The sequence below is a fragment of the Mycobacterium sp. genome (assembly GCF_047975165.1).
In the GTDB taxonomy this organism is placed as follows: Bacteria; Actinomycetota; Actinomycetes; order Mycobacteriales; family Mycobacteriaceae; genus Mycobacterium.
Map to the genome: position 1 here is coordinate 1 of NZ_JBKECZ010000033.1, position 17,952 is coordinate 17,952.

The following is a 17,952-nucleotide window of genomic DNA, read 5'->3' on the forward strand; positions in this document are numbered from 1 at the left end:
CCGTCGCACTGGTCCAGTCGCCGGCGGCCAGCGCCGCCCGGACCTCGTCCCGGGTGAACCAGGCCGCCTCGGCGATTTCGCCGTCGTTGAAGGAGAATTCTTCGGCCGGGTCCCCCAGCGCGTGAAATCCGATCATCAGCGAGCGCGGGAAAGGCCACGGCTGGCTACCGAGGTAGCGGACATCGCGGACGGTCAGGCCGATCTCCTCGCCGATCTCGCGCACCACACATGCTTCGAATGATTCTCCGGCCTCGACGAAGCCGGCCAGCAGCGAGAACATCCGGGGCGGCCAGGCATCCTGGCGGGCCAGCACCGCGCGGTCGGCGCCATCGTGAACCAGGCAGATCACCGCCGGGTCGATGCGCGGGAACTCCTCGTGCCCGGTGACCTGATTGACCCGCGACCACCCGGCGCGGGCCGGCTTGGTGGGTGTGCCGTCGACCGCGCTGAATCGGGCATTGTCATGCCAATTCAGCAATGCCAGCGCCGAGGACACCAATTGGCTGCCGGTGTCGTCGGTGACGTGGCGGAGCCGGCGCAGGTCGAGTACCTCGACCCGGGCATCTTCGGGGCCGTCCTCGGGCGGCACCAGTGCGGCCCGGACCGCCCAAACATGCCGGCCACCGTCGATGCACCCCAGAAAAACGGCCTCGGCGGGAGGTGTGTCGTCCAGCGCCACCGCCGGGGCCAGCAGCACCCGGCCATCGGCGACCAGGACCTGATTGCGGGAGTCCACCCGTAGCAGGGCGGCGTCGGCCCAGCCGGATTTCATCGCCTCGGGGTCGGTGCGCAACTCCTCGGCCCGGTCGACGCCACCGCGCGACAACAGGGGGACTTGGTGCAGATGGAGGGTCACGTCCCGGCTTTGCGGATGTAGAGCAGGCGGTCCTCGGCTTCCATGGCATCCACTTCCGGTGCGCCGATTCGCAGCAGCCGCCCGCCGCGCACCACACCGAGCACGATGTCGCGCAGGTGCCTCGGCGACCCGCCAACCTCCGAGGGCTCCACTTCCCGCTCGGCGATGGCCAGCCCCTCGTCGGGGGTCAGCAGATCCTCGATCATCTGCACCACGCTGGGTGTGGTGGTGGCCAGACCCAGCAGCCGACCGGCGGTCTCCGAGGACACCACCACCGAGTCAGCTCCGGATTGCTGCAACAGGTGCTGGTTCTCCGCCTCCCGGATCGACGCCACGATCTGGGCTTTCGGCGAAATCTCGCGTGCGGTCAACGTCACCAGCACAGCGGTGTCATCTCGGTTGGTCGCGACGATGATCGACGCGGCATGCTGTGTGCCGGCCAGCCGCAGCACATCGGACTTGGTGGCATCGCCGTGCACGGTTACCAGCCCGGCGGCTGCCGCCCGTTCCAGGGCCGGCCTCTCGGTGTCGACGACGACGATCTCCGCCGGGACGGTGTCGTCGCCGAGCATCGCCGCGATCGCTGTCTTGCCCTTGGTTCCGTACCCGATGACGACAATGTGATTTCGCACCTTGCTCCTCCAACGCTGGATCTTCAGTGCCTGCCGCGACGTTTCGGTGACCACCTCGAGGGTGGTCCCGACCAGCAGGATCAGGAACGCGATCCGCAACGGCGTGATGACCAGGACATTCGTGGCACGCGCAAACTCCGAGATCGGCGTGATGTCGCCGTACCCGGTTGTAGACAGGGTCACCGCGGCGTAGTACAGCGCATCGAGGAATGAGAGCTGGTCGCCCTGCGCATCGCGGTAGCCGTCCCGGTCGAGGTAGACGGTGATCGCGGCGATGAACAAGGCAATCAGTGCGATGGTGACGCGCCGGGTGATGATGCGGACCGGACTGTCCTGCCCCTGCGGGATACGCAGCACGCCGACCAGCGCGTAACTGGGCTGAACGGTCAATCTCTCATCGAGACTCCGGAGCCTCCGCCAGCTACCTTTCGCCACGGGAACCCCGGATCCCAGCGCAGTTCACAGGCACGGCATTCATGAAACCACGTTTACCCGGCCGCGGCTTGACCGGAGTCGGCGAGCAACGCAGCCAGCTCGACGACACCCGGTAGGTCGTCGGGGACAACGGTGGTGGCGCTACGCACGTAGTGGAAGGCCGCGCGCACCGACGATTCCGGGCTGTCCCGCAGGGCAGCCCACGCCACCCGGTAGACCGCCAACTGCACCGCGGCGTTCCGCATCTCCTCCGGCCCCCGGGGCGGCGCTCCGGTCTTCCAGTCGACCACGACGGCCCCGCCGTCGGGCTCGGCGAATACGGCGTCGATCCGGCCCCGCACCACGGTGGCACCGATCGCCATCTCGAACGGCACCTCGACCGCGATCGGGGTGCGTGCCGCCCACACCGACTCCTCGAATGCCGACTGCAATGCCGCCAGCTCGGCGGAGCGGCCCACGCCGGAGTCGGCGGCACCCGGCAGATCCCCCAGGTCGAACAGCAGCTCACCGGCGTAGAAACTCTGGACCCACGAGTGAAAGGCGCTGCCCAGCAATGCGTGTGGGTCCGGCCGAACAGGTAGCCGATGGAGCAGCCGTTGCATCGCCGTTCCGGGATCGCGCGACAACTCCACCAGCCCGCTGACCGAGACCTGGCCCGGTAGCGTGCGGTCGGGCGGTTCGGCCGCCCGGTCGCGCTCGGCCAGCAGCGCATCGACGTCGGCGGCCCAGCCCTCCGGGTCGAGGCCGGTGCCGGTGCTGGGGCCGGAGCTGGAGCTGGGGTCGGGGCCGGGGCTGGAGCTGGGGCCGACCGCCGGGCCGACGGTCGGCTCCTGTTCCCGACGAGCAATGGCCGCGGCCACCAGCACAGCGCCCCTCTCAACGTCGGCGCGCCTGGCGGCCAACGGATCCTCGGGCCACACCGCCTCGACAACCGCGTCGGGCAAGGGGTTTCGCTCTGCATCCGCTGGGGTGGGCGCCCACTGTTCGACGACACCGCAGGGTTGGCCCGCCTCCGCTGACCGATCGATGATGTCTTTGAGCTCACTCAGGAACACCGACGGCCCGTGCGGCTTGATCCCGGTGGCGCCCCATTGATGACCGGACACCAGCAGAGTGTCTTCGGCCCTGGTGACCGCGACGTACAGCAGCCTGCGTTCCTCGTCCACCCGCCGCTGATCGAGATCACGGCGGTGGTCGGAGATCTTGTCCGACAACTGTTTTCGGTTGATCACATCCGAAACGTCCAATACCGGCACTCCCGGCGCGCCACCGGAGGTGCGGTCGCCGCGCAGCAGCGGCGGGAGCTCGCCGGGATCGGTGAGCCAACTGCCTCGCGACGCGGCCGACGGGAAAACCCGACCCGACAGGTGCGCCACCGCCACCACCTGCCACTCCAGGCCCTTTGCGGCGTGCACAGTGAGCACCTGAACGCAGTCGCGGGCAACCGCCGGCTGGGCCGAGGCCAGCCCGTTCTCCACCTGCGCAGCCACATCCAGGTATGCCAACAACCCCGCAACCGTCGCCCGGACCGGCGCGTCCGCACCGGAGGTCCGGGTACCCGCGCGTTCGGCATAGCCGGCGACCTCGTCGGCGAACGCATCCAGATGCTCGGGTCCCGACCACTCCCCGGCGGCCCTGGCGCGCACCTCGCAGTCCAGCCCCATGACACGGCGCACCTCGGCCACCAGATCCGGCAGCGGGTGACCGAGCCGGCTGCGCAGCGCGCTAAGTTCGCCGGCCAAGGCGCCGACGCGCCGGTACCCCACCGCGGAGTAGCTGCCGGGCGGGCCCGGATCGCAGATCGCCTCGGCCAGGCATGGCGTGTCGGCGTCGGCGCCGGCGGCCAGGACGATCGACTCGGCCGAGGGGGCTTCGGCCGGCGGTGCGGAACCGGCGAGTTCCTGCGCGCGCCGCCACAGCGAGGCGATATCGCAGCCGCCGAGCCGCCAGCGCGGGCCGGACAGCACCCGCATCGCCGACGCCCCGGCAGTGGGATCGGCGATCAGACGCAGCATCGCCACCAGGTCGGCGACCTCGGGAACCGACAGCAGGCCGGCGAGTCCGACCACCTCGACCCCGATCCCGCGGGAGCGCAGCTCGTCGGCGATCGGTGCGGCATCGGCGTTGCGGCGCACCAGCACGGCCGCGGTCGGCGGAGCTACGCCCTGGCTGCCGGCCCGCAGGTAGATCTCCTGTAGATGTGTCGCAATCCAGGCCCGTTCGGCCGATACGTCGGGCAGCAGCGCGCAGCGAACCTCGCCGGGTGGGGCGTCGGGCCGTGCGCGCAGCGGCCGCACCGCGACCGACCGGCTGCGGGCCTCGGCCGATATCGCGTTGGCCACCTGCAGAGTCCGGGGCGGGTTGCGCCAGCTGGTGCACAGTTCGAGGGTCGGGGCGGGCGAACCGTCCGATCGCGGGAAGTCCGTGGTGAATCGCGGCAAGTTCGTCGCCGACGCACCTCGCCATCCGTAGATGGACTGGATCGGGTCACCGACCGCCGTCAGGGCGAGCCCGTCGTCGGCGCCGCCGCCGAACAGCGACGACAACGCGATGCGCTGGGAATGCCCGGTGTCCTGATACTCGTCGAGCAGCACCACCCGATAGCGGATGCGCAGTTCCCGGCCTACCTGCGGGAATGTCACCGCCAATCGTGCCGCGCTGGCCATCTGCATCCCGAAGTCCATCAGCTTTCCGGCAGCCAACCGTTGCTGCAGCGCGTCGAGCAGCGGCACCAGCTCGACCCGCTCGGCCTGGGTGTCGAGCATCCGCAACAGCGCCTGGTTGGGACCGTTCGCACGCTGGTTCGGCCCCGCCGGCAGGGTGTGCACCAGCCTTTCCAGTTCGGCGTGGGTGCCGCGCAACTGGCCGGTGTCGACAAGATGTTCGGCAAGTTGATCCCACAGCCGCAACACCAGGGAGGTGACGGCTGCCGGTGTCCGGTCGGTGTTCAGCTCGCCGGGGTGGCCGTTGACGACGTCGAAGGCCAGTTGCCACCGCTCCGACTCGGTGAGCAGCCGCGTGTCGGGCTCCACCGGCAGCAACAGGCCGAACTCGCGCAGCAGCGTGCCCGCGAAGGCGTGGTATGTGCTGACCTCCGGCGTGCCCACCGATTCCGTCCATTCGCCCTGGCAGACACCCAGGCCGGCCAATCGGGCCAGCCGGCTGCGGACCCGCCGCAGCAACTGGCCGGCGGCTTTGCGGGTGAACGTCAAGCCGAGTACCTGCCCGGGGCCCGCGAATCCGTTGGCGATCAGCCACACCACCCGCGCGGCCATGGTTTCAGTCTTTCCGGCACCGGCTCCGGCGACCACCACCAGTGGGCCGGGCGGGGCGGCGATGACGAGGGCCTGCTCGTCGGTCGGCGGGCAGACACCGAGCGCGGCGGCCAGTTCGGCGGGGCTGTAGCGCGGCATCATTGCGCCGAGCCGTCGACGTGGGCCGGGCACGACGGCCGGATCGGACAATGCGAACAGCCGTCGTTGCGCCGGGCGGTGAACTCCGGCCCCGCCGTCGCCTCGGCCGCTTGGCACACCAGAGCGCGCCAGTGCTCGCGGGCCTCGGGGGTCAACGGGTCCTGCTCACGTTCGGTGGCTCCGGAGGCCCCGGCCTTTCCCGGATAGACCAGCCGGGCACCACCGGGCTGATCGCCGGCTGCGACCAAGCCTTCGGCCACCGCCAGCTGATACATCGCCAGCTGAGCATGCAGCTGGGCGTCGTTTTTGCTCACCGGCGTCTTGCCCGTCTTGACGTCGACGATCACCAGCCGGCCGGCACTGTCACGTTCCAGCCGATCCGCCCGTCCGCGCAACCGGATCCCTCCCCCGTCGCGACGTGTCGCGTCGAGGACACCGCCCACGTCGACCTCGACACCGACTTCGGTCAGTTCACCTCGGGTCCGGGCACGCCACTGGACGAATGCCCGGATCATTTCGCGGTGCCGGGGACGTTCGTTGGCCGCATACCAGTCCGCCTCGAACGGCAGATGCCGCCAGACACGCTCCAGTTCGGCCAGCAGTTGTGATTCGCCAGCGCCGGGTTCGGCGAACAGCGCGTGCAGCACCGAGCCGACGGTGGAGCGCAGGTCCCGCGGATTGGTCCCGCCATTGCGTTCGACCAGCCAGCGCAACGGGCAGTCGTTGAGCGTCTGCAGGGTCGAGGGCGTCAACGCGACGACGTCGCCCGGCCCGTGCAGCGGCGCCTCGGTGCTGACCTGGGTCAGCCCGAGCCAGCTGGCCGGATCGGCGTCCGGCACACCGGCTTTGGCCAGCCGGGCCAATTGGGTTGCCGCCCGGTCGCGAACATCGTCGGCCACCGCGTCACTCGGCGCGCATACCGCCGCACGCAATCGGCCCACAACCGAAGCCGTGGACAACACCCGCGGGGTGGACACCGGTCGCGGATCGACCGGCTCACCATCGGCCAACTCCGCGAGTTCGAAGAAAAACGGTGACGGCATCGCGCCGTCCCGACCGCCACCGGTCTCACTGTCGGTCGCCGTCACCAGCAACCGTCGCCGTGCCCGGCCCATCGCCCCCACCAACAGCCGGCGTTCCTCTGCCAGCAGCGGCGCCCGCATCGACGCCTCCGGTGCGAGGCCGTCGAGCTCATCGAGCAGCCGCTGGGTGGCCAGCACTCCGCCACGTGGAATCGTGTTGGGCCACAACCCGTCCTGCAAGCCCGCTATGACTACAAGGTCCCATTCGCGCCCCAGCGAGGCGTGCGCGCTGAGCACGTCGACCCCCTCTGCCGGCGATGCCGGATCCGCGGTGGAGCGCGGCAACTGCAACGCTGTCACGTGCCCGACGAGTCCGTGCAGCGAGGCGCCGGCGGTGCGTGAGACGTACTCCTGGGCAATATCGAACAATGTGGTCACCGCTTGGAGATCCCGGGCGGCCTGCGCACCGGCGGCACCGCCGCGCTCGATGGCCGTCAGCCAACGGTTCTGCAGACCGGAGCGGTGCCACGCCGCCCAAAGCGTGTACCGAGGGTCTGCCGAACCGTGACGTGCCGCGGCGGCCAGCACCGCCCGCAATCGGTGCAGCGCACTCCATCGCTGTCCCTGCCCGGGCCCCTGTCCCTGCCCCGGCCGGGCAGGTATTTCCGGCGCGGTCAGGGCGGCCACCAGCAACTCGGCGAAGGTGGTCGAAGAATCCCCGGCCCGGGTACGCAGCAACGCCCTGCGCAGCTGGCGAAGCGATACCGGGTCGACCCGCCCGATCGGCCCGGTGAGCAACGCCAGCGCTTGATCGCCGTCGAGCCCGTCGGCCGTCGCCGCGAGGACGGTGAGCAACGCCTGCACCGCGGGTTCGGCGGACAACGCGCCACCCGCGCTCGGTGTGGTCACCGGAACCCCGGCCGCAGCCAGGGCACGGGGTAGCCGGGCGCCGGCCCCGGGTACCGACCGTACGATCACCGCCATCTGTGACCACGGCACCCCGTCGACGAGGTGCGCACGACGGAGGAAATCCGCCACCAGGGCCGCCTCCGCGTGAGGGGAACCGGCCAGGCGCACGGTCATCGACCCTTCGTCGCAACCCGCGCTCTCGATCCGCCTACCGATTCGGGCACCGGGCAGCCGGTCCGCCACGGCACTGACCACCCGGGCGATCGCGGGTGTACACCGATGAGACCGCGTCAACGTCACCGCGGGACCGTCACAGCCGAGCAGCGAGGCCGGCGCGCCTCCCCGGAATCCGAACACCGCCTGGTTCGGATCACCCGCAACCAGCGCCGTTTCACAGCCGTCGGCCAGCACGTGCACCAGCCGGGCAGCCTGCGAGTCGAGTTGCTGGGCGTCGTCGACCAGCAGGATGCGAATGCGGTCGCGTTCGGCGGCCAGCAGATCGGGGTCGACGGCAAACGCCTCCAGGGCCGCGCCGACCAACTCGGCCGCGCCGAGCGCCGGGGCGGTCGCCTCCGGCGCGGCGCCTCCTACCGCCCCGCGCAGCAACATGACCTGCTCGTACTGCCTGGCGAATCGACCGGCGGCAACCCATTCCCGGCGGCCGCACCGGCGGCCAACCCGCTCGAGCTCGCGTGCACTCACACCGCGTTCTGCACACCGTGCCAACAGGTTTCGCAACTCAGTGGCAAAAGCGGCGGTGGTGAGCCCGCACAGCAGATACGGCGGCCAGGCCGACTCCGCGGCCTTCGCGTCTTCGAGGTCGCCGGCAAGCAGTTCGCGGATGGCAGCGTCCTGTTCCGCACTGGTCAGCAGACGCGGCGGCGGCTCGCCGGCCCGTTCGGCGGCGCGGCGCAACACCGCGTACGCATAGCTGTGCACGCTGCGAACCAGTGGCTCCCGCACGACACTGCGACCCGCACCCGAGCCTAGAAAGGCCCTCGTCACAGTGCTGCGCTCCCGCACACCCAGACGGCCCGAGCCGGTGAGCAGCAGCACGGATTGCGGATCCGCCCCCGCGGCGATGCGGGTGACCGCCGCCTGGACGAGCAGACTGCTTTTGCCGGTACCGGGGCCGCCCAGGATGCGCACCCGCCCGCGCAGGCCGGGCCGCAGGGCTTCCCCGGCCTCGGCACCCCAGCTGTACGGCATGTCACGCATGCAACCACAGGGGTCTGACAAGTCGTCGAAAATCCCTTCGACCTGGTCTTCCTACCGCCGGTCGGAGCCCGGGGAACCGGTCGCCGATTTACTGACATCATCGACGGGTGACCCTTCATGTGCATCGCTTCGGTCCGCCCGACCCGATCCAGGTCCTGGCGCTGCACGGATTGACCGGACACGGCCGGCGCTGGCAGCACTTCGCCGAGCACCTACCCGAAATCGCCTTCGTCGCGCCCGATCTCATCGGCCACGGCCGGTCGTCCTGGGCGGCACCGTGGACCATCGAGGCCAACGTCGCCGCGCTGGCGGGGCTGCTCGACACCGAGAGCGCCGGAGCGGTCTCGGTGGTCGGGCATTCGTTCGGCGGCGCACTCGCCATCCATCTGGCGGCGGCCCGTCCAGATCTGGTGTCGGGGCTGGTCCTACTGGACCCGGCCATCGGGATGGATGGCCAATGGATGGCTCAGATCGCCGAGGCGATGCTGTCCTCGCCGGACTACCCCGACCGCGCGGAGGCCCGCTCGGAGATGGTGAACGGTGCCTGGGCGGACGTGGCGCCCGCGGTGTTGGACGCCGACATCGACGAACATCTCGTCGAGCTGGACAACGGCCGTTACGGCTGGCGGATCAGCCTGCCCGCGATGATGTCCTACTGGAGCGAATTGGCCCGCGATATCGTGCTGCCACCCGCCGGGATACCGACATCGCTGGTGCGCGCCCTGTGGACCTCGCCGCCCTATGTGAGCGGCCGGCTGATCGACGGCCTGTGGGACCGGTTGGGTCCCGTCTTCGAGGTGCTCGACTACGAGTGCGGCCATATGGTGGCCGACGCCAAACCTGACGACGTGGCCGCGCTGGTCCGCCGGCGGCTGGAAGCGCGCTAGCGATGGCGGAGGTGACCGACGACCAGATCGAGCGGGTGCGGTCGATAGTCGCTTCGATCCCACCGGGCAGGGTGTCGACGTACGGTGACATCGCCTGCGCCGCGGGCCTCTCCAGCCCTCGGGTGGTCGGCTGGATCATGCGCACCGATTCCGCGGACCTGCCCTGGCACCGGGTGATCACCGCATCGGGAAGGCCGGCCAGGCATTTGAGCGACAGGCAGTTGGCGATGCTGCGGGCCGAGGGTGTGGTGTCGCGTGGCGGGCGGGTCGCACTGACCGAGGTTCGGTACCGCATCGAGGTGTAGCCGGCGTCGCGCAACGAACCCGCCACCATCGCGAGAACCCGTTCAGAGAATCATCCGGACCAGCCCCGCGGTGCGGGCCAACCCGGGAAAAGCCCCGGCGGTGGATTGCGGATGCAGCGCATACACCGCCAAGCGAAACATCACCGCGCGCAACACCATCTGCGGCCACTCCGGTAATGCGCTCCACCGGTCGATGAGATCCTCGTCGCCTCCCCCCCAGGCAATCGCGTCGACCACGGCCACGCCCGCAGCCCACGACGCGGGGCGCCAGTACGGCGCGATATCGGTGATGCCCGGTGGCGCGGTTCCGGACAAAAGCACTGTGCCGTAGAGATCTCCGTGCACCAGCTGGCTGGGACTGCGGGTCGGCTTGCGCAGCGTCGCGAGTTGCTCGATCAGCTCCAGGGACGCCGCTCCGCCGGCCGCCGGCGGTGCGGTCCAAGCGCCCGGCGGCACGGACTGCAGGGGGTTCTCCTCCCATGCGGCGCGGTCGGCGGCCATGAGCACGTCGGCGTCCATCCACGGCGCTCCCGGCGCCTGGACCAGGAAGCGGGGGCGTTCCAGCTTGCCGGTTGCCTCGTGCAGTCGCACGGCGGCCGACACGACCTCGTCGTGGCGCGGCTCCGGCGTTCCGGCCACGAAGGTATCCGCTCGCCATCGGGAAACCACGTAGCGGCCGTCCGTCGACCGGACCGGCCGGGCCAGGCGCACACCGTCGACGAACAGTGTCTCGCGCACCCGGGCGGACCAGGCGGCCCGGGCATTGTCGGCGACCGTCGACAACACGACTTCACCGCATCGCCAGCCGCCTCCCCAGGCGTCCCCCAATGCTCCGGGCTGCACACCGGACAGGCCGAATGCCGCCAACACGTGTTCGGGGGGCGGCTCCACACTCACACCGCACAGCCTAATCGGGTCGCGATGCGCGCCAGGGCGGCGCGCTGAGGAAGCGACACAGCTTCAGTAGCCGACCATGCCGGGCTGAATCTGCTCGGCCCACGCCGTGATCCCGCCCTGCAAATGCACCGCGTCGCCGAATCCGGCCCGCTTGACCGCGGCCAGCGCCTCGGCCGAGCGCGCACCGCTCTTGCAGTAGAGCACGCAGACGCGCTCCCGGGGCAACAGCGACAGCGCCTCTCCGGACGTGATCGACGATTTGGGAATCAGTTGTGCGCCGTCGATGTGCGCGATATCCCACTCCGCTTGTTCCCGCACGTCGATCAGCGCGAACTTCGCACCGGAGTTCATCATCGCCTGCAGCTCCCGCGGGGTGATGGCGGATGCCTCCGCCACGGCGGTCACCTCCTCGGAGACGGCTCCGCAGAAGTGCTCGTAGTCGGCGAGCTCGGTGATTCGCCGGGCTGCCGGATCCTTGCGGACCCGGATCGTGCGGTATGTCATTGCCAGTGCGTCGTAGATCATCAGCCGGCCGAGCAGCGTCTCGCCGAGCCCGGTGATCAGCTTGATCACCTCGGTGCCCATCACCGACGCGATCGAGGCGCAGGTGACCCCCAGCACCCCGCCTTCAGCGCAGGACGGCGCCATACCCGGGGGCGGCGGCTCCGGGTACAGGTCCCGGTAGTTCACCCCCGCTCCGCCGGGGGCGTCCTCCCAGAACACCGACACCTGGCCCTCGAACCGGTAGATGGATCCCCACACGTAGGGTTTGCCCGCCAGTGCCGCGGCATCGTTGACCAGGTAGCGGGTTGCGAAGTTGTCGGCGCCGTCGACGATCAGGTCGTACTGCGCGAACAGTTCGACGGCGTTGTCAGGTTCCAGCCGGACCTCGTGCAGCCGAACCTGGGTGAAAGGGTTGATAGCGGCAATCGACTCACGCGCAGACTGCGCCTTGGAACGCCCGATATCAGCTGTCCCGTGGATGATCTGCCGCTGCAGATTGGATTCGTCGACAACGTCGAAGTCGACGACGCCGATGACACCGACGCCAGCGGCCGCCAGGTACAGCAGAGCCGGAGAACCAAGACCTCCGGCGCCGATCACCAGCACTCGCGCGTTCTTCAGCCGCCTTTGCCCCGCCATGCCCAGACCCGGAATGAGCAGGTGTCGGCTGTAGCGGGCCACCTCGGCGGGGCTGAGCCCGTCGGCCGGCTCGACGAGCGGCGGCAGCGGTGCCGGCACGGACATCTGCGGAGTCAGGCGATCGGGAACGGCCACGGGTTGAACCGGCACGTCTTGCCGTCGGCTTTGACCTGACCGGGATCGAATTTGCTCGCGTCGTCGTTGGCCGTGGAGAACGTCTGCTGCATCATCACCGGCGCCAACGCACCTTGTTGTTCGCAGGCGTCGTGGTGCAGATACCCGATGGCGTGACCCACCTCGTGGTTGATCAAATACTGCCGGTACGAACCGACATCGCCTTCGAAGGGAACCGCGCCGCGTACCCAGCGCGCTTCGTTGATGAATACCCGCGACTCCTCATCCGGTCCGTACAGCGGGTTGAAACAGGATGTCTCCAGGGGGAACTCGTAGCCGCACCCGACCCGCACCGTCATCGGCGACACCAGCGAAACGCGGAAATCGGGTTTTTCGGAGCTGGTTCCGTCGATTCTGACGAACGCGAATTCCGGTTCGTGCGTCCAGCCCTTCGGGTTGTCCAGCGTGAGGTCGACCATCTGGGCGAAGGCATCGTCGCCGCCGTACATCGTGGGGTCCAGCCCGTCCTCGACCTCCACGGTGTAGCGAAACACCTTGGTAGCACCCTTGCCCACCTGGGGCGTGGTCCCCGGAACCACCCGCCAGGTCTCGTCACCGGCCTGGGTGTACGGACCACCGGCGGGCAGCGTGCCGGCCGGCAGGTTCGCATCGAAGGCGGCCAGACCGCGGGGTGGCCTATCGATGATGGCGGTGCCCACGGCGCCGATCGCGGGTACGTCCTTGTGTGTGGAATGGGCGGCTGGCTTCGGCGTGCCCACCCCGGTGACCGTCTGATACGACACGACCAGGGTGATCACGATGAGAAACGGCAAGAAATAGGCGCGCCATCCGTATGTCGACACGAACCGCCCCAGCCAGGACTGCTTGCGCCATTGGCGCGGCCGGTCGCGATCTGCACGGGCGCGGCCCGCGCTCTCGCCCACCGGATCGAGCTGGGCACGCAGCGGTTCGCGCCAGTCGTCGCGGAGCACCGGCACGCCGGTACTGCCGCCAGGCCACGGGGACGTCACTTTCCCAGGATGACACAGCTACTCCCGGCGTGCGGCCCTGGCGCGCCCGACACGCCCACCGGCTCCACTTCGGCAGCGGGGCCGCGGCGCCGACTTGCCGCGGCCCGGATCGGCGCGACCTCGCAGGTAGTAGGCTTCGACACAGGAAGCGCACGACGCTGCGCCGGCAGCCGATTGCGGCACCAGTTCAATCAGATTGAGGACCGATGAGCGATCTCGCCAAGGCTGCACCACGGCGTGCCGTCAGATCCGGCGACGGCATTCGGTCGGGCGAGGGTGCCGCCACCGCGAACCGGCGGGGCAACCGGTTGCCCCGGGACGAGCGCCGCGGCCAGTTACTGACCGTGGCCAGCGACGTTTTCGTCGACCGCGGCTACCACGCGGCCGGCATGGACGAGATCGCCGACCGCGCCGGGGTCAGCAAACCCGTCTTGTACCAGCACTTTTCGAGCAAGCTGGAGCTCTACCTGGCAGTGCTGAGCCAGCATGTCGACAACCTGGTTTCCGGAGTGCAGCAGGCGCTGGGCAGGACTACCGACAACCGGCAGCGGCTGCGTTCGGCCGTCCAGGCGTTCTTCGACTTCATCGAGCACGACGGTCAGGGCTACCGGCTGATTTTCGAGAACGACAACGTCACCGAACCGGCAGTGGCGGCGCAGGTTCGGGTGGCTACCGAATCGTGTATCGACGCGGTATTCGCACTGATCGCCGAAGACTCAGGGCTGGACCCGCACCGCGCCCGGATGATCGCGGTGGGCCTGGTAGGTGCAAGCGTGGACAGCGCCCGGTACTGGCTGGACTCCGACCGGCCGATTTCCAAATCGGACGCCGTCGAGGGCACCGTGCAGTTCGCCTGGGGCGGACTCTCGCACGTTCCCCTGACTCGCGCTTAAGTCTTTACCCGCCGTCTTTACCCGCCGCTTCAGCGCCGATCCCGAAACCCACCCTGCGCCCGTCCGCTACGCCGATCTCGACGTAGGCGACCTTGCCCGAATTGACCAGGAAGCGACGGCCGCGCTCGTCGCTGAGGCTCAGTACACCCCCGTCTTGCCGGAGCGCGGCGTCGACGAGCTCTTCGATCTCGGCCGGCGTCTGGGCGCTGGAGAACGCCAGTTCGCGCGAACTGTCGGTGATACCGATCTTGACCTCCACGGGGGTTCCTTCCGTTGGCGTTGAAGCCCTAGGGGTGATTGAAGTCCAAGGCGTGTCAGCAGCAGGCTAGTGGACGGCCCCCGGTCCGGCACCGCGCCCTGTGCCTCGCCGGCGACGCGGGGATCAAAGGCCCTGCACGATCGAGGGAGCAGTCGGGGCCTGATACCGCCGGTTTTTCGACGGGGTCTGGTGCTGTCGTCGGCAGGGGCAGGGGCAGGGGAGGCCGAAACCGGCGGTGGAAATGCGCAGGCATTCGGGTGGGGCGCCATTGGGTGTCAACGCCCAGGCTTCACTCTCAACGCCGTGACCTCACTCTCGGCGGAGGCAAAACCTGACTACGCCCTCAACCACAAGCCGGATAAAACGAACCCATCACGATTCGGTCTAACGTGGGCCAACACCGCGCGCGAGGCCGGATCGGCGCATCATCACCCCGATACCATCGGCCCCATCGGTAACATACGTAACACCCTCTACGACTTCGTCCGGGATCTCGAAGACTTCCCGGAGAATAAGCGCTACGCGGACACCCGCTGGGCGGAAGACGGCTACGCCGACGACGACGACCGCCACGACGACGCCCAGAACTACCGCGACGACCGAGGCTACGCCGACCCAGCCGTCGGAGCCACCGGCGGCTGGGCATACGAGGACGAAGACTGGGGCTGGCCGGCCGACCACAGATGGCGTCCCCTGTTGATGTTCATCGGCACCATCGTCGCGATCGGCGCGGTGGCGACCGCAGTCATCATCAACAGCGGGGACAGCGCGACGACAAAGGCGACCGTCGGCGCCCCCGCCCCGCGACCGGTGATATCCACCACACCCAGCACCTCGGCGCCGCCGAGCAAGTCAGCCGCACCGGCCGCGCCGCCGGCGACGTCGCGCGCGCAGCTCCCACCGGAGACCCTGACCACCCTGACCCCGTCAAACCGCGTGCCCACCGCGGCACTGCCGGTGGCCCCGCTACCGGGCCAGGTACCGACCATGGCCGCGCCACGTGCCGCACTGGCCCCGCACACGGTCGTCTACAGCGTGACCGGCAGCAAACAGGTCCTCGACATGGTCAACATCGCCTACACCGATGCCCGCGGTTTCCCGGTCACCGAGTTCAACGTGGCGCTGCCGTGGACCAAAGTCGTCGTGCTCAACCCGGGTGTGCAGACCCAATCGGTCATCGCGACCAGCATCTACGGGAAGTTGAACTGTTCGATCGTCAATGATCAGGGTCAACCCGTCAAAGTGTCGGCGAGAAACTCCTCGATCGCCACCTGCACGCGCTAGCGGAAACCGGCTAGCCCAGACCGAGTTCGCGCATCCGCTGGTCGTGCGTGTGCTGAAGCCGATCGAAGAACCCCCCGAGCTGGCCCAGCCCGCCCGCGCCCGACACCACCAAATCCACCAGTTCATCGTGCTCGGCCAGCAACAACTGGGCCTGGGTGATCGCCTCGCCGAGCAGCCGTCGAGACCACAGCGCCAGCCGGCTGCGCTGCTTGCCGCTGGATGTGACCACCGAAAGCACTTCGGCCACGACGAACTGCGAGTGCCCGGTCTCCGACAACACCGCACGCACCACACCGAGAACCTCGTCCGACAGCCCACCGGCGATCTCCAGATACAGATCGGCGGCCAGCGCATCGCCGACGTAGGTCTTCACCAAGGCTTCCAGCCAGGTACTCGGAGTGGTCAGCCGGTGATAGTTCTCCACCGCCGACACATACTTCGACATCGCCGGCACCACATCGACACCCCGGAGCTCCAAAGCGTCGCGCAGCAGCTCATAGTGCCCCATCTCGGCGGCCGCAATGCCGGCCATCGAGATGCGACCACGCAGGTCCGGGGCCATTCGGGCTTCATCGGTCAACCGGTAGAACGCCGCCAGCTCGCCATAGGCGAGCAGGGCGAACAGCTCGTTGACACCCGGATGATCCAGCGGCAGCTTCGGCACGCGCGAGGCTGCCGCCGTGCCGGACCCGGCACCGGATTGCGCGGGCGGCGATGAGGACCCCGATGACGGCAGCGGCATGGCAACACTGTAGTAGGACGGCGATCGGCGGTAGCCGAGCGATTCCAGAGAACCCGGCCCGCGGGGCGCATCGGCTATGATGACTCTTCGGTAGCGGCTGAATCTGTGCTGCCGCCGCCAAGGAAATGTGCGTGCACATAGCCGCCCGGAGTCCGCTCGGCAATCGTTTCACTGCCTCGGCGGACCCGGCGACGGAGCCGAAGTCCGGAGTTTGTGCGCGCGTGAACCGCGACACAGAAGAAGTAGCGACAACACCGACATCACGTTCGGCTCTCGACCCCGGCTACTGTCACGAAAGGCTCTCCACCGGCGTATGACCGCACTCAAAAGCTCTCCCGACCACACCCCGCAGCCCGGATTCGCCGCACTGGGCGTACGCGACGAAATCGTCAAGGCTCTCGCCGAAAAGGGTATCGAGACCCCCTTCGCCATTCAGGAACTCACCCTCCCGCTGGCGCTCGCCGGCGAGGACGTGATCGGCCAGGCCCGCACCGGCATGGGCAAGACCTTCGGCTTCGGCGTGCCGTTGCTGCACCGCATCACCGCCGCGGACGCGACACGCCCGCTCACCGGCGCCCCGCGCGCGCTGGTGGTGGTGCCGACGCGGGAGCTGTGCCTGCAGGTCACCGGCGACCTCGCCGATGCCGCCAAGTATCTGACCGCTGCCACCGAAGACGGTGCACAGCGGCCCCTGTCGGTGATCTCCATCTACGGCGGCCGTGCCTACGAGCCACAGATCGAGGCGCTCCAGCGGGGCGTCGACGTCGTGGTCGGCACCCCGGGCCGGCTACTGGACCTGTGTCAGCAGGGTCACCTGCAATTGGGCGGGCTGTCGGTACTGGTGCTCGACGAAGCCGACGAGATGCTCGACCTGGGCTTCCTGCCCGACATCGAGCGAATTCTCCGACAGATCCCGGCCGACCGGCAGTCGATGCTGTTCTCGGCAACGATGCCGGACCCGATCATCACACTGGCCCGCACCTTCATGGTGCAGCCCACCCACATCCGGGCCGAAGCGCCGCATTCGCTGGCCGTGCACGACACCACCGAGCAGTTCGTCTATCGCGCTCACGCCCTGGACAAGGTCGAGCTCGTCAGCCGGGTGCTGCAGGCGCGCGACCGGGGAGCGACGATGATCTTCACCCGCACCAAGCGCACCGCCCAGAAGGTGTCCGACGAACTCCACGAGCGCGGTTTCGACGTCGGCGCGGTGCACGGCGACCTCGGGCAGGTCGCGCGGGAGAAAGCGCTCACAGCGTTTCGCACCGGGGGTATCAACGTGCTCGTCGCCACCGACGTCGCCGCCCGCGGCATCGACATCGACGACGTCACTCACGTGATCAACTACCAATGCCCCGAAGACGAGAAGATGTACGTCCACCGGATCGGACGCACCGGCCGCGCCGGCCGCACCGGCGTCGCGGTCACCCTGGTGGATTGGGACGACCTGCAACGTTGGGCGGACATCGACAAGGCCCTGGGTATTGACTCCCCCGACCCCGTCGAGACCTACTCCAACTCCCCGCACCTCTACAGCGAGCTGGCCAGTCCGGCCGAAGCCGGCGGGACTGTCGGGTCACCGCGGAAAGCACCGGTCCGGCGCCGCGAGGCCCGCGGCGCCAAGGCGGACGAGAAGGCCGGCGACAAGGCCCGCGAGAGGGCCGGTCGCTCACGGAACGGCAACCGGCGCAAACGCACGCGGGGCGGCAAGCCGGTGGGCGGGCACGCGGGCAGCCCGGCCGCAGACGGCCACACCGCTGCCGCGACGGATTCGCCAGGCCCGTCCGGTTCGGCGCACACATCCGGTTCGTCACCCACGTCCGGCTCGTCGTCGTCCGGTGCCCGCCGCCGTCGCCGCCGGCGCAAACCGGCCAAAGCCGCCGCGGCGACCACCTGACCGCCCGGTCCGACT

Annotated in this window: 13 protein-coding genes and 1 pseudogene; 5 read left to right on the top strand and 9 right to left on the bottom strand. The window is 69.1% G+C overall.

Features of this window, described 5'->3' with window-relative positions:
• The 4 genes from nudC to ACK5M9_RS02980 all read right to left on the bottom strand — a co-directional run.
• A partial coding sequence (gene nudC, locus ACK5M9_RS02965; protein ID WP_416891714.1) for an NAD(+) diphosphatase occupies window positions 1-856 on the bottom strand: 856 nt, incomplete at its 3' end.
• Window positions 853-1,923 carry a potassium channel family protein gene (locus ACK5M9_RS02970; RefSeq protein WP_416891715.1) on the bottom strand — a complete coding sequence of 357 codons (1,071 nt, stop codon included), beginning with the start codon at window positions 1,921-1,923 and terminating at the stop codon, window positions 853-855. The genes ACK5M9_RS02970 and nudC, both read right to left, overlap by 4 nt.
• Before the next feature lie 53 nt (window positions 1,924-1,976).
• Window positions 1,977-5,339 carry an ATP-dependent helicase gene (locus tag ACK5M9_RS02975; protein WP_416891746.1) on the bottom strand — a complete coding sequence of 1,121 codons (3,363 nt, stop codon included), beginning with the start codon at window positions 5,337-5,339 and terminating at the stop codon, window positions 1,977-1,979.
• On the bottom strand, window positions 5,336-8,476 hold the full coding sequence (locus ACK5M9_RS02980; protein WP_416891716.1) for an ATP-dependent helicase: 3,141 nt from the start codon (window positions 8,474-8,476) through the stop codon (window positions 5,336-5,338). The genes ACK5M9_RS02975 and ACK5M9_RS02980 overlap by 4 nt, the downstream gene beginning before the upstream one ends.
• A 116-nt stretch (window positions 8,477-8,592) precedes the next feature.
• Between ACK5M9_RS02980 and ACK5M9_RS02985 the strand changes: the two genes are divergently transcribed.
• The gene (locus ACK5M9_RS02985; RefSeq protein WP_416891717.1) at window positions 8,593-9,372 is read left to right on the top strand and encodes an alpha/beta fold hydrolase; all 780 of its coding nucleotides are present in this window, start codon (window positions 8,593-8,595) and stop codon (window positions 9,370-9,372) included.
• A gap of 2 nt (window positions 9,373-9,374) precedes the next feature.
• Window positions 9,375-9,677, top strand: a complete 303-nt coding sequence (locus ACK5M9_RS02990; protein WP_416891718.1) for an MGMT family protein — start codon at window positions 9,375-9,377, stop codon at window positions 9,675-9,677.
• 42 nt (window positions 9,678-9,719) lie between these two features.
• On the opposite strand, the gene ACK5M9_RS02995 is transcribed toward ACK5M9_RS02990, so the two are convergent.
• From ACK5M9_RS02995 to ACK5M9_RS03005, 3 genes are all read right to left on the bottom strand, one after another.
• The gene (locus ACK5M9_RS02995) at window positions 9,720-10,574 is read right to left on the bottom strand and encodes a TIGR02569 family protein (RefSeq protein WP_416891719.1); all 855 of its coding nucleotides are present in this window, start codon (window positions 10,572-10,574) and stop codon (window positions 9,720-9,722) included.
• 63 nt (window positions 10,575-10,637) lie between these two features.
• The gene (gene moeZ / locus ACK5M9_RS03000; protein ID WP_416891747.1) at window positions 10,638-11,816 is read right to left on the bottom strand and encodes an adenylyltransferase/sulfurtransferase MoeZ; all 1,179 of its coding nucleotides are present in this window, start codon (window positions 11,814-11,816) and stop codon (window positions 10,638-10,640) included.
• A 14-nt stretch (window positions 11,817-11,830) separates the two neighbouring features.
• Entirely contained in the window at window positions 11,831-12,862 is a 1,032-nt protein-coding gene (locus ACK5M9_RS03005) for a DUF3152 domain-containing protein (protein WP_416891720.1), read from the bottom strand.
• 206 nt (window positions 12,863-13,068) lie between these two features.
• On the opposite strand from ACK5M9_RS03005, the gene ACK5M9_RS03010 reads away from it, so the two are divergent.
• Window positions 13,069-13,755 carry a TetR/AcrR family transcriptional regulator gene (locus ACK5M9_RS03010; protein ID WP_416891721.1) on the top strand — a complete coding sequence of 229 codons (687 nt, stop codon included), beginning with the start codon at window positions 13,069-13,071 and terminating at the stop codon, window positions 13,753-13,755.
• 4 nt (window positions 13,756-13,759) lie between these two features.
• Here the strand turns inward: ACK5M9_RS03010 and ACK5M9_RS03015 are convergent, their stop codons facing one another.
• Window positions 13,760-14,014, bottom strand: a complete 255-nt coding sequence (locus ACK5M9_RS03015; RefSeq protein ID WP_416891722.1) for a DUF3107 domain-containing protein — start codon at window positions 14,012-14,014, stop codon at window positions 13,760-13,762.
• Window positions 14,015-14,560: 546 nt separating this feature from the next.
• Here ACK5M9_RS03015 and ACK5M9_RS03020 point away from each other — a divergent pair.
• Window positions 14,561-15,298, top strand: a pseudogene (locus ACK5M9_RS03020) (MmpS family transport accessory protein); the annotation flags it as partial.
• Window positions 15,299-15,308: 10 nt separating this feature from the next.
• Here the strand turns inward: ACK5M9_RS03020 and ACK5M9_RS03025 are convergent.
• The gene (locus ACK5M9_RS03025) at window positions 15,309-15,953 is read right to left on the bottom strand and encodes a ferritin-like fold-containing protein (RefSeq protein WP_416891748.1); all 645 of its coding nucleotides are present in this window, start codon (window positions 15,951-15,953) and stop codon (window positions 15,309-15,311) included.
• 400 nt (window positions 15,954-16,353) lie between these two features.
• Between ACK5M9_RS03025 and ACK5M9_RS03030 the strand changes: the two genes are divergently transcribed.
• On the top strand, window positions 16,354-17,937 hold the full coding sequence (locus ACK5M9_RS03030; protein WP_416891723.1) for a DEAD/DEAH box helicase: 1,584 nt from the start codon (window positions 16,354-16,356) through the stop codon (window positions 17,935-17,937).
• The last annotated feature ends 15 nt before the right edge of the window (window positions 17,938-17,952 follow it).